Here is a 12,002-nt window from a genome sequence, read left to right as displayed (position 1 = left end):
TGGTTCCCGTCTCGCCCACGAACGTCTCAGTTCCGATTGGCGCGACGGCGCAACTCCTTGGCGAAGATGGTCGCGGTGGTCGTGAGGACGACGATGTTGAACACCATCTGCAGGATGAGCACGCCCCGGGCGATCTGGCCATGGGCGTAGATGTCACCGAAACCGACGGTGAGCAGCGTCGAGACGACGTAGTACAGCCCGTCGACCCGCGTGTCCAGCCCGGAGAACTCGCCTGGCAGGTGGTAGGCGATCGCGTAGTCGATGAGCGCCGACAACAGCACTCCTCCGACGACGGCGACGGCGAGCCCGCCGATCGGCGCGTCCGGTTCGTCGTGCTGACGGCGCAGCAGTCGGCGAATCGCCACGAGCAGAATCCCGAGGGCGACGACCGTCACGGCGGCGCCGATCACGACGGCCACGGCTCCGTCCCGGTCGTGCACGGGAAACGCGAAGTAGGCCACGACGAGCGCCGCGATCGCGATGAGTGTGCGACGAACGGTCTGCCACAGCGTTCTCGCGTGGGCCATCGTGTCACTCCCCTCCCTCGCTTCCCCGCTGTCATGATCGCGGATCGACCGACCGCGCGCGGCGGATCGGCCGATCTCGCTGGGGCACTTCGGATCGGATGAGGAAGATCCTCCGTCCGGCTGATCTCATGATGTGGGCACCTTGATCTAGCATTCCATCGTGACTGCCAAATCCGCGCGCGTGCGCCAGTACCTGATGTGCCGTCCGGCGTATTTCACCGTCGAATACGCCATCAATCCGTGGATGGACACGACCACCCCGGTGGACACCGAACGGGCCGTTGACCAGTGGGAGAACCTGGTCTCGGTGCTGCGTGGCCACGGGCACACCGTCCATGAGTTGCGCCCGGAGGCGGGCCTGCCGGACATGGTGTTCGCCGCGAACGGCGGCTTCGTCGTCGACGACGCCGTGTACGGCGCGAAGTTCCGTTTCCCGCAGCGTCAGGCGGAGGCCGCCGCGCACGAGAAGTGGTACCGGGACGCCGAGTGGACCTTCACGACCCCGACGGAGACGAACGAGGGCGAGGGTGATTTCGCGTACGTGCCGGGGCCGGGTCTGATTCTCGCCGGGTACGGCTTCCGCACCGACCCGCGCGGGCACGCGGAGGCGGGTGAGTCGCTCAAGCGCCCCGTCATCTCGCTGAAGCTCACCGACCCCCGGTTCTACCACCTGGACACGGCGCTGACGGTCCTCGACGACGACACGATCGCGTACTACCCGCACGCGTTCTCGCTGTCGTCGCAGGCGGTCCTGCGGCAGTTGTTCCCGGACGCGGTGGTCGCCGACGAGGCCGACGCGATGGCCTTCGGCCTGAACACGGTGTCCGACGACCGGCACGTGTACATCAACACCGAGGCCACCGGTATGGCCGACAAGCTCGCCGCCCGTGGTTACGAGCCGATCGCCGTCGACCTGTCCGAACTCAAGAAGGGCGGCGGCAGCGTCAAGTGCTGCATCGCCGAGCTCCGCGGCTGACGGTCGCGTTACCGCCGGCCCGCCTTCGACTCTAACGGCGGCGCACCATCGACTGTGGTCGGTGGCGCGCCGCCGTTCGCTTCGGAAGTGCCCTTCGGGCGCTACCGTCCTCACCCCGACCGGATGGCCACAGACCTTCGGCTTGGTGGGGCGATGGACGCGTCCAAACCTCTCTGCGGCAGCTGAAACGAAGACCCACCAAGCCGCAGAAAACGACCACCACGCGGCCGTAGGAAATCCCTCCCGACCCACCATGGTGGAGTCTCTCGGCTTGGTGGGTCTCCCCTCCTGCCAGCGAATCAAGGTGCAGCCCCGTACGCCGCCCCACCAAACCGAAAGGATCCAGCGTCTCGTGTGGATGCACGTGCCCTTCGGGCGCTGTCGTCCTCACCCCGACCGGGTGGCCACGGACTTCGGCTTGGTGGGGCGATGGACGCGTCCAAACCTCTCTGCGGCAGCGGAAACGAAGACCCACCAAGCCGCAGAAAACGACCACCGCACAGCCGTAGGGAATCCCTCCCGACCCACCATGGTGGAGTCTCCCGGCTTGGTGGGTCTCCCCTCCTGCCAGCGAATCAAGGTGCAGCCCCGTACACCGCCCCACCAAGCCGAAAGTCTGGGGCCATCCGGCCTGGGGCGCGGGAGTCACGCGGAGCACACGCACGCGAAGGACACGGCGCCCGCAGGGCACCGCGTTCTAGGACGACGCACCCATGGACGAGACGAGGCGTCCGGAAGGCGCCGAAGGAATCCGGCGGCCGGTCCGGGACTACCCCTACGTTTGCCGGGCGTGGACCCTGACGAAGGTCAGCCCGAGAGTCGGCCTGCGGGACGACGCGCGACTTGAATCGCGACCGTAACGTCCTGAGAGTGACAACGATATCCATACAGGGCCTCACCAAGCGCTACCCGCGCGTGGTGGCGCTCGACCAGCTCACGGTCGACATCTCGCCCGGTGTCACCGGCCTGGTCGGCGCCAACGGCGCGGGCAAGTCCACATTGATCAAGATGCTGCTCGGCCTGATTCGGCCGACCGACGGCACGGCGAGCGTGCTCGGGCACGACATCCGCCGCGACGGACCGGCGATTCGCACCCTCGTCGGTTACATGCCCGAACACGACTGTCTCCCACCCGACGCGTCCGCGGCCGAGTTCGTGATGCACATGGCGCGCATGTCGGGTCTGCCGACGGGCGCCGCGCGCGAACGGACCGCCGACACGCTGCGGCACGTCGGACTCGGTGAAGAGCGATACCGCCCGATCGGCGGCTACTCCACGGGCATGCGCCAGCGAGTCAAACTGGCTCAGGCGCTCGTGCACGACCCGGAGCTCGTGTTCCTCGACGAGCCGACCAACGGGCTCGACCCGGTCGGCCGCGACGACATGCTCGACCTGATTCGCAAGGTGCACACCAAGTTCGGGATCTCCGTGGTCGTCACCTCGCACATGCTCGGCGAATTGGAACGCACCAGCGACCACGTCGTCGTCCTCGACGGCGGACGCCTCGCCAAGTCCGAGACGGTCACGGCGTTGACGGCGACGACGCACACGCTCGCCGTCGAGGTGCTCGATCCGTCCGGCGGAACCGACGCGACGGAGACGGCGCGCGCGGCGTTCGCGAGCGCCGACTTGAACGTCCGGGTCGACGGCCGTCTGTTGTACGTCGCGGCGACCGATGACTCGACCGTCGACGTCATCCGGGACGCGATCGCGGGTCACGACCTCGGTCTGGTTCGGCTGCAACGCGAACGCCACACGATCGCCGAGTTGTTCACCTCTCGCGATGGACAGACACAAGGGAGCGTCAACGATGTCCATGCCTAGCCACAGCGCGCACGGCGCGGGCGTCATCCACAACATCGGCTACCGCCGTTACACCGGGCCGCGTCTCGGACGTCGGCACATCGCGGGGGCGTTGTACTCGCAGACGCTCCAGGGCTCCTTCGGGATCGGTCGTGGCATGGGCGCGAAGCTCTTCCCGTGGTTCCTCATCGGCTGCATGATGCTGCCCGCGTTCATCCTCGTCGCGGTCACCTCCCAGACGAAGGCGACCGCGGTCGAGCTCAACGCGTACACGATGATGCTGTCCGCGATTCCGATCCTGTTCATCGCGGTGCAGGCGCCGCAGGCGGTGTCGCGGGATCTGCGGTTCGGGACACTGTCGCTGTACTTCTCCCGCCCGCTGGCGCACGGTGACTACGTCGGGGCCAAGATCGCCGGGAGCTTCACGGCGCTGTTCGCCGTGATGGCCGCGCCGCTCGTGCTGCTGTACGTCGGCGAACTCCTCATCAGCGCGCCCTTCTTCTCGACCACACTGGACCTTCTGAAGTCGATGGTGGCCGTCGCGATCCTGGCGCTCATGTTCGTCGTCATCGGGTTGCTCATCGCCTCGGTGACGCCTCGGCGCGGGCTCGGCGTCGCCGCGATCATCGCCGTGTTGTCGGGGAGTTTCGGTGTCGCGAACGTCCTGCAGAGCATGGCCGAGGTGTTCGACGCGGACCCGCACCTGCTCAGCATCGTCTCGCCCGTTTCGATGTACGACACGATCCAGTCGTTCCTCTTCGGATACCCGCCGTCGATCGGCGTCGAGGAACCGTCCTTCGGTGCCGGGATCACCGTCACCCTCACCGCCGTCGCGATCATCGCGCTGTGCGGCTGGCTGTTGAACCTGCGTTACCGGAAGGTCGCCTCGGCATGAGCACAATCCAGATCGACCACGTCTCGAAGTGGTTCGGGCATGTCGTCGCCGTCAACGACGTCACCATGACGATCGGGCCCGGCATCACGGGTCTCCTCGGGCCGAACGGGGCGGGCAAGACCACCCTGCTGTCCATGATGGCCGGATTCTCCAGCCCCGCCGCGGGCACGGTCACGCTCGACGGCGCGCCCACGTGGCGCAATGAGGGCATCTACGGCAAGATCGGGATGGTCCCGGAATCCGAGGCCATGTACGACTTCCTCACCGGGCGGCGCTTCGTCCTCGCCAACGCGAAGTTGCACGGTCTCCCCGACGCGAGAGCGGCCGCCGAGCGCGCGATCGCGACCGTCGAGATGGCCGACGCCGCGGACCGCCCCATCCAGACGTACTCCAAGGGCATGCGTCAGCGGATGAAGATGGCGGCGGCGCTCGTGCACGACCCCGCCGTCCTGCTGCTGGACGAGCCGTTCAACGGGATGGATCCCCGGCAGCGTTTTCACCTGATGGATCTGTTGCGGCGCATGGCCGACGACGGTCGCACGGTGCTGTTCAGCTCGCACATCCTGGAGGAGGTCGAGCAGCTCGCCACCCACATCGAGGTGATGGTCTCGGGGCGGCACGCCGCGTCGGGTGACTATCGGGCGATCCGTCGGCTCATGACGGACCGTCCGCACCGGTACCGGGTCCGCAGCGACGACGATCGTCGGCTCGCCGCCGCCTTGGTCGCCGACGGCGGAGCCGACTCGGTGACGATCGACGACGAGGATTCCGCCCTGCACATCCAAACGCCGGATTTCGGCCGGTTCACCGTGGCGCTGGCTCGGCTCGCGGCCGACCACAAGATTCGGCTCCACGACGTCACGCCCGCCGACGAGTCGCTGGAAAGCGTCTTCGGGTACCTCGTGCAGTCATAGGGATATTGAGGACTAACAATGAATGGCACTATCGCCCAGTTGACTCTGAGCACGCTCCTGCGCAAGTGGCGCGGGATCCTGCTGGCGCTGCTCCCGTTGACGATGCTCGGCCTGTCGGCGTTCCTCGCCGCCGTCGTCGGTGAGGCCGACGTCGCGGAGGGGCTGCTCGGCGGGCTCAACCTGACAACGGTCGTCCCCCTGGTGGCCCTGATCATCGGCACGGGCGCCATCAGTACCGAAGTGGACGACGGATCCATCGGTTACCTGTTGACCAAGCCCGTCAAGCGCGGGTTGATCATCTCCACCAAGTACATCGTCGCGATCTGCGCCGCGCTGGTGTTCGCGGCCGTCCCGACCGCGATCGCGGCGATCATCCTCACCGGCGAGTTCGGGGCCGTGGCGACGAGCTACCCGATCGCGGCCGCGATCGCCTGCGCCGTCTACTGCGCCCTGTTCCTCATGGTCGGGGTGGTCTCGAAGCAGGCCGTCATGATCGGGCTGTTGTACATCCTGCTGTGGGAAGGCCTGATCTGCGGCATCGTCGAGGGCGCCCGAGTCCTCAGCGTCAAGTACTGGGCGACGTCGATCGCGTCGACGACGGCGGACACGACGCTCGTGGCCTCCATCGGCGTCACGACCGCCGCGATCCTCGCGGTGGTCACGACGCTCGGAGCCATCTGGTACGCGGGGCATCGACTCCGCAGCCTGACCATCGCCTGACCGATCGAAGGACGTCCACACGGCCGCGCCGGGTACTCCCCGGCGCGGCCGTGTCGGTGTCTGGACGACCGATTCGGCGTGCTGCCCTCTTTCGAAGGCCGATGGTCGCACGGCCCACCGAGGTTCACCGAGTCGTCGACTCCGGAACGTGCCCACTTCGCCCGTCGCGCCCTACGAGACCCGTTCGACGGCGAGAGATCAATGGTCGACGAAATGCGGGCCACGATTCGTCACGACAATCCTTTCACCAATGTGGATGGATAATAGATCCACTTTCGACATCATGAGAGTCCGAGTCGGCCGAAGTGAATTCCGGGTATGCCACGACGGATCACCCGCACGCGCGACCCGCCGCGCGTCGCGATCGCCTTCGTGCCATCGGTAGCGCCCCTCAGATCGCCGTACGGGCGCTCACACGGCGCCGGAAGATCCCTGGACGGGACGGCGTGGCGCGGAAGGCTTGGCCGGCGATGTCCCACATTGGTCGTACACTGACGCACCCAACGACGAGAGGGGAGACCATGGGTTCGTTGATATACGGAACGATCGCGTCGCTCGACGGGTACATCGCCGACGAGAACGGGGATTTCGGCTGGGCCGAGCCGGACGCGGAGGTCCACTCGTTCATCAACGACGAGGAACTCGAGATCGGTACTTACCTGTATGGACGGCGCACGTACGAGACCATGGCCGTTTGGGAGGACCTGGAGGACGACTCCCCCCAGATGCGGGACTACGCCCAGCTGTGGCGGGCAGCCGAGAAGATCGTGTACTCCACGACGCTGCCCGAGGTGACGACCTCGAAAACCCGGCTCGAACGATCCTTCGACGTCGAAGCGGTGCGCCGCCTCGTATCGAAGCTTCCGCATCCGGCGTCGATCTCGGGCCCGGGTTTGGCCCGCCACGCCCTGCTCGCCGGCCTGGTGGACGAGCTGCGCGTCTACGTCGTCCCCATGATCATCGGCGGCGGCACCAAGGCCCTCCCGGACGGCCTCCGCCTGAAACTGCGACTGGACATCGAACGTCACTTCGACAATGGCACCGTCTACATGCGATACAAGGTGGAGTGACCCCCCGAAAACGGCGATCCCCCGCCCGNCCTCACGGTCGGGCGGGGGTATGCCGGTGCCGGGTCTCAGTTAGACCATGAACATCTTCGCGTTGGTACCTTCGGTCCCGCCGTAGTTGGTCTTGGCGAGGTGGACCGTGTTACCGATGCGGTCGAGCAGAGCGAACAGGTCGCGCGAGGCGATCGTCCACTGCTGGCGCTGGATCTCGTAGGACTCCTTGTCCTGACCGGTCCAGACAATCGCGTCGAGCTTGGTGCGGAGCTCGTCCAGCTGCGTGTCGAGCTGGCCGGCCGAGTTACGGATGCGAGCGGCGAAGCCTTCGAGCTCGACCCCGTTCACCTTGATGACATTGGGATCCATTGTCATTTTTTCACCTTCTTGGGCTATGGGAATGAGGAGATTGGGGGGGCGTTTAGCCCATGAGCGCGCTCATGAGGCTGTTCATGTTGCGCTGCTGCTCTTCCTCGTTGACCTGGTGGTTCGTGTTGGTCTTCTGCACGAGGTCCGAGATGGTGTTGAGCACCTCTTGGAGCTTCTGGGCCTTGCGGTCGTACTCCTGCATCACGCCACCGAACGAACCGGCGGCCGAGCCAGCCCAGAACGCGGTGGAGGCAGCAACCTCGCTGCGGACGTTGGCCAACTTGGCGCGGGTCGCCTCGATGGCCTCGCGCATGTCGGACGAGCCCTTGGCAAGGGATGCGTGATCGACATGAAGCGGCATGTTGGACATGTGTCAACCTTCCTTCACGAATCGCGTCGCACCCTGACGCTCTTCGTTGAGTGACAACCGTCGCGATCGGGGTGCTACTGGTTGGTTCAACAGAACATAGCGAATTTTTACAGGTTTCGATACCCCGAATAGCGGTTAAGTTTTGGTCACTATTTGGCCGCTAAAGGGGGATCAAACCGTTGCGCACCAAGAATTTGACCAGCGAAAACCGTTAACCGGGTGTACTGTCCCCCGTGGCCGGTCACCTCTCGGTGAACCGGCCACGGTTGAGAATTTCAGCGTTCTTAAGCAACCGTCAACCCAAGTCGCGCGTGTGGCAACGGTTTGCCGTCTCACATCAGTCCAAATGGGTCAGTGGCTTCCACGCCGTCTGGATGAGCTCATTACCGCTGCGGCGCACCAACATTCCTCGACCAGGCGGGCGCGGGGCGGGACGTGCGTCGCCCAGCAAGATGCCCTCCTCTTTGGAACCGGACATCAACAGACCCGGAGACTGGATCTCGCGGAGCCGCTGAATGACGGGCTCGTACATCGCTCGGGCCGCGCCACCCATACGACGCGCCAGGATGACGTGGAAACCGATGTCGCGGGCCTGGGCGAGAAGGTCCAGGACGTTGGCGATCGGGTTCGACTGCCCACCGGCGACGATGTCGTAGTCGTCGATGACGACGTACAGATCCGGGCCCTTCCACCAGTTCCGCGCGCGCAACTGCTCCGGCGTGACGTCAGGACCGGGCAACCGCATCCGCAGCGCCTCGTTGGCGTCCCTCATGAGCTTCGCGGCCTCGTCGGCGCTCGCCGCGTACCCGAGGAGGTGCTCCTTCGAGATCTCCCCGAGGAGCGTCCGCCGGTAGTCGATGACGACGAACCGCGCCTGTTCCGGGGTGAACCGCAAAGCCAACTGCGACACCATCATCCGGAGCAGGTTCGTCTTGCCGGACTCGACGTCGCCGAGCGCGACGAAGTGCGGCTCGGTCGAGAAGTCGAGGCTGACCGGGGCGAGGTGGCTCTCGTTGATCCCGATCGGGACGCCGGGGTTGTCCGGCGTCGGCGGGAACTCCGAGACGTAGATCTGGCTGGGAAGCAGGCGGACCGACGGCGCGCCCTTCCCGTGCCAGGCCGAGGAGACCTGCTTGACCATATCGGACACTCCATCGGGGAGGTCCTCCACGCTGCTCGACCCGTCGAGTCGCGGCAACGCCATGAGCATCTGCATTCCGTCGGGCGACAGGCCTCGACCGGGGGTCCGTTCGGGGACGTTCTTGGCGGCGCGCCGGTTGACCTCGGACTCCGTCGGGTCGCCCAGTCGCAGCTCCAGTCGGGTCCCGAGCAGGTCGCGCATCGCCGCGCGCATGTCCGTCCACCGGTTCGTGCTGACCATCAAGTGGATACCGAAGGCGAGACCGCGCTGAGCGATCGCGAGGACCTCGTCCTCGAGGTCCTCGAAGTCGGTGCGGATCGTCGGCCAGCCGTCGATGACGAGGAACGCGTCACCGAAGGCGTCCTGGCTGAACTCGCCCGCGGCCTTGCGGCGGCGGTACGTCGCCATCGAGTCGATTCCGGCGTCCGCAAAGGTCATCTCGCGTTCGTCCAGGAGGGCCGACAGTTCGGCGATGGTGCGCCGCACCTCGTCGACCTGACGACGACCGGCGACCGAGCCGACGTGCGGCAACCCCGTGATCGTCCGCAATGTGCCTCCACCGAAGTCGAGGCAGTAGAACTGGACCTCGGTCGGGGTGTGCGTCAACGAGAGCGACGAGATGAGCGACGCGAGCGCGGTGCTCTTGCCGGACTGGGTGCCGCCGATGACGAGGACGTTGCCGCCCGCGCCGGACAGGTCGACGACGAGCGGGTCGCGTCGCTGCTCGAACGGCCGGTCGACGATGCCGACGGGAACCTTGAGTTTCGGCCTGTCCCAGCCGAGCGGGCGCAGGCCGAGATCCTGGATCGGCAGGAGCTGGTCGTAGAGCGACGACAGCGCCGGCGCCTCACCGAGGGGTTCGAGCCACACCTTGTGCGCGGGCGGGCCCTGGCCGGCGAGCCGACGGGTGATGACTGCCATCAACGAGTTCTGGATGTCGTCAAGGGACTCGGTGTCGGCGAGTTTGACCTCCGCCACCTGTGGTTCCAGCGGCAGTGGTTGGTGGGTGGCGTTGAAGAAGACGAGCCGGTCGCGTCCGCGTGGGCCGTCCTCGGCCTTCGCGGCGCGGCCCCGGTAGGTGCCGGAGACGTAGGCGCTGCGGAACCGCAACATCGTCGACGTGTCGATCTTCAAGTAGGCGTGTCCGGGCGCGTTCGGAAGCTCGTAGGCGTCCGGTACACCGAGGACGATCCGGCTCTCCATCGCGGAGAAGGTTCGCAGACCGACGCGGTACGACAGGTGAGTGTCGAGGCCGCGCAGACGACCCTCCTCGAGACGCTGGGACGCCAGCAGCAGGTGCACACCGAGCGAACGGCCGAGTCGTCCGATCATGACGAACAGCTCGATAAACTCCGGTTGCGCGCTGAGCAGTTCGGAGAACTCGTCACAGATGACGAGCAGGCTCGGCAGCGGCGCCAACGGGGCGCCCGCGCGTCGGGCCTTCTCGTAGTCGCGTTGGGAGACGAAGTTTCCGGCGTCGCGCAGCAGTTCCTGGCGACGCGTCATCTCGCCGGAGATCGCGTCCGACATACGGTCGACGAGGTGGAGCTCGTCTTCCAGGTTCGTGATGACGGCCGAGGTGTGCGGGAGCTGGTCGAGCGTCGCGAAGGTCGCGCCACCCTTGAAGTCGACGAGGACGAAGTTGAGTTCCTCCGACGAGTGCGTGATCGCCAGACCCGTCACGAGCGTGCGCAGCAGTTCCGACTTACCGGAACCGGTGGCGCCGATGATGAGCCCGTGCGGGCCCATGCCGCCCTGCGCGGCCTCCTTGATGTCGAGGACGATCTTGTTGCCGTCGGGGTCGAGCCCCATCGGGATGGTCAACTTGTCGGCGGTCGGCCGGTTGGGCCGCCACGTCTTCTTCGGATCGAGCTGACCGACGTCGCCGATGCCGAGAAGGTCCGGCAGTTCCGCCGAGATCGCGAGCGGCTCACTGGCGCTCGTCGCCTCGGCAGGGCTGTACCGGGCCAGTTGGCGGCCGAGCGCGGCGATCTGTTCGATCGTCAGCATGTCCGGCTTTCCGAGCGGGGTGTCGCGGTTTCCGACGGTCATGCTCAACGTCGGGTCGCCCGTGTCGGCGTCTACATCGGATGACAGCCGCAGCAGCCAGTCCTTGGGGTAGCGGGGAACGGGGCCGTCGATTTCGGCGACCGTCACACCCGACAGCGCGGAACCGGACAGGTCGCAGTCGGTGTCGACCTCGACGCCGTCGACGATGACGAGAATGTGCGGGCGCTCGTGGTACATGCCCTGCTCGTCGATGTTGCGCGGCCGGTCGGAGATCTCCTCCGCCAGGAGCTCCTCCAGCTCGGGCATGGACGAGACGACGAGCCGACGTGGGCCGGCGGCGTCGAGCTCACGGTCGAGGCACGCGTGCGGCAGCCACTTGGCCCAGTCCCAGTGTTGGAGGGTGTCCACCCCGGCGACGACGGCGATGATCAGGTCGGAGGGCGAGTGGAACGTCGACGCCTGCGCCAACATCGCGCGGATGATGCCTCGGTTCAGGTCCCGGTCACCGGTGAAGACGATCCGACGGAACGACTGCAACCGCACCGCCATCGGCATGTTCGGCAGGTTCGAGTGCGCCCGCACGAATCGACGCAACGCCAAGGCGCTCATGGGTTCCAGGTCTTCGACCGGCTTCGTCTCCGGCGTCAGCATGTTGACGGCCATGCGCTGCTTGCCGATGCCGAGACGGACCTCGGCGAAGTCGGCGTCGTTGAAACGGCGCTCCCACAGACGTTCCGACGCCGCGATCGACCACAGCGCGGCCGGTGCCGGGTGCCGCCACGCCACCGCCTTCCGCTGCTGCTGCCCCGCACGACGCACCTGGCGTCGGATCTGCGCGAGGTATCGCATGTAGTCGCGGCGGGCGATCGTCTGCTCGGCCTTGGAATCGGAGCCGGAGGTCAGGAACGAACCAAGGAACATGCCCAGCATCGACACACCGAACAGACCACCGATGACCATCATCGCGACGCCGCCGCCGCGACCGGCGAACATCAGCGCCATGGCCCCGACCATCGCGAGCATCGGCAGCAACATGAGCAGCTGCGCCATGCTGCGTTGACCGGGGATCGGCAGATCCGGTGGGGGCTCGAGCATCAGGTCACCGCCGGGCATGGCGGGTGGTTTCCGGCGGGACGGACGATGAAAAACGATCTTGCTCATCAGCGAAGGGTCCTAACGGGGGGCGGATCGCTGCATCTTATGCCGCTGAGAGCAC

The 12,002-nt window shown here is 66.4% G+C and carries 10 protein-coding genes; 6 read left to right on the top strand and 4 right to left on the bottom strand.

Annotation, left to right across the window (positions count from 1 at the left end; genetic code table 11):
* Positions 1–26: 26 nt before the first annotated feature.
* Positions 27–527, bottom strand: a complete 501-nt coding sequence (locus tag ACM9NP_RS05855; RefSeq protein ID WP_415645558.1) for a potassium channel family protein — start codon at positions 525–527, stop codon at positions 27–29.
* A 157-nt stretch (positions 528–684) separates the two neighbouring features.
* Between ACM9NP_RS05855 and ddaH the strand changes: the two genes are divergently transcribed.
* From ddaH to ACM9NP_RS05825, 6 genes are all read left to right on the top strand, one after another.
* Positions 685–1,503, top strand: a complete 819-nt coding sequence (ddaH, locus tag ACM9NP_RS05850; RefSeq protein ID WP_415645640.1) for a dimethylargininase — start codon at positions 685–687, stop codon at positions 1,501–1,503.
* Between the two features lie 870 nt (positions 1,504–2,373).
* A complete protein-coding gene (locus ACM9NP_RS05845; RefSeq protein ID WP_415645557.1) occupies positions 2,374–3,327 on the top strand; it encodes an ABC transporter ATP-binding protein in 954 nt (317 codons plus the stop codon).
* Complete coding sequence (locus ACM9NP_RS05840) at positions 3,314–4,201, top strand: ABC transporter permease (protein ID WP_415645556.1); 888 nt, start codon at positions 3,314–3,316, stop codon at positions 4,199–4,201. Before ACM9NP_RS05845 ends, ACM9NP_RS05840 begins: the two co-directional genes overlap by 14 nt.
* Positions 4,198–5,115 (top strand): ABC transporter ATP-binding protein, encoded by a 918-nt coding sequence (locus tag ACM9NP_RS05835; RefSeq protein WP_415645555.1) that lies wholly within the window; start codon positions 4,198–4,200, stop codon positions 5,113–5,115. The genes ACM9NP_RS05840 and ACM9NP_RS05835 overlap by 4 nt, the downstream gene beginning before the upstream one ends.
* An 18-nt stretch (positions 5,116–5,133) precedes the next feature.
* On the top strand, positions 5,134–5,835 hold the full coding sequence (locus ACM9NP_RS05830) for an ABC transporter permease (RefSeq protein ID WP_415645554.1): 702 nt from the start codon (positions 5,134–5,136) through the stop codon (positions 5,833–5,835).
* 521 nt (positions 5,836–6,356) lie between these two features.
* On the top strand, positions 6,357–6,905 hold the full coding sequence (locus ACM9NP_RS05825) for a dihydrofolate reductase family protein (RefSeq protein WP_415645553.1): 549 nt from the start codon (positions 6,357–6,359) through the stop codon (positions 6,903–6,905).
* A 69-nt stretch (positions 6,906–6,974) separates the two neighbouring features.
* Here the strand turns inward: ACM9NP_RS05825 and ACM9NP_RS05820 are convergent, their stop codons facing one another.
* From ACM9NP_RS05820 to eccCa, 3 genes are all read right to left on the bottom strand, one after another.
* Positions 6,975–7,271, bottom strand: a complete 297-nt coding sequence (locus ACM9NP_RS05820) for a WXG100 family type VII secretion target (protein ID WP_415645552.1) — start codon at positions 7,269–7,271, stop codon at positions 6,975–6,977.
* A gap of 46 nt (positions 7,272–7,317) precedes the next feature.
* Complete coding sequence (locus ACM9NP_RS05815) at positions 7,318–7,635, bottom strand: WXG100 family type VII secretion target (protein ID WP_415645551.1); 318 nt, start codon at positions 7,633–7,635, stop codon at positions 7,318–7,320.
* Positions 7,636–7,972: 337 nt separating this feature from the next.
* A complete protein-coding gene (gene eccCa / locus ACM9NP_RS05810) occupies positions 7,973–11,947 on the bottom strand; it encodes a type VII secretion protein EccCa (RefSeq protein WP_415645550.1) in 3,975 nt (1,324 codons plus the stop codon).
* Between the last annotated feature and the right edge of the window lie 55 nt (positions 11,948–12,002).

Source organism: Stackebrandtia soli, from assembly GCF_965137155.1.
Taxonomy (GTDB): Bacteria; Actinomycetota; Actinomycetes; order Mycobacteriales; family Micromonosporaceae; genus Stackebrandtia; species Stackebrandtia soli.
The sequence above is the reverse complement of the archived record's forward strand: the minus strand, read 5'-3'. Positions and strand labels throughout refer to the sequence as shown.

Excerpts from the sequence above, each read along its gene's own strand:
- ACM9NP_RS05825 (WP_415645553.1), top strand. The coding sequence starts at position 6,357 with ATGGGTTCGTTGATATACGGAACGATCGCGTCGCTCGACGGGTACATC.
- ACM9NP_RS05830 (WP_415645554.1), top strand. The coding sequence starts at position 5,134 with ATGAATGGCACTATCGCCCAGTTGACTCTGAGCACGCTCCTGCGCAAG.
- ACM9NP_RS05820 (WP_415645552.1), bottom strand. The coding sequence starts at position 7,271 with ATGACAATGGATCCCAATGTCATCAAGGTGAACGGGGTCGAGCTCGAA.
- ACM9NP_RS05835 (WP_415645555.1), top strand. The coding sequence starts at position 4,198 with ATGAGCACAATCCAGATCGACCACGTCTCGAAGTGGTTCGGGCATGTC.
- eccCa (WP_415645550.1), bottom strand. The coding sequence starts at position 11,947 with ATGAGCAAGATCGTTTTTCATCGTCCGTCCCGCCGGAAACCACCCGCC.
- ACM9NP_RS05815 (WP_415645551.1), bottom strand. The coding sequence starts at position 7,635 with ATGTCCAACATGCCGCTTCATGTCGATCACGCATCCCTTGCCAAGGGC.
- ACM9NP_RS05855 (WP_415645558.1), bottom strand. The coding sequence starts at position 527 with ATGGCCCACGCGAGAACGCTGTGGCAGACCGTTCGTCGCACACTCATC.
- ACM9NP_RS05840 (WP_415645556.1), top strand. The coding sequence starts at position 3,314 with ATGTCCATGCCTAGCCACAGCGCGCACGGCGCGGGCGTCATCCACAAC.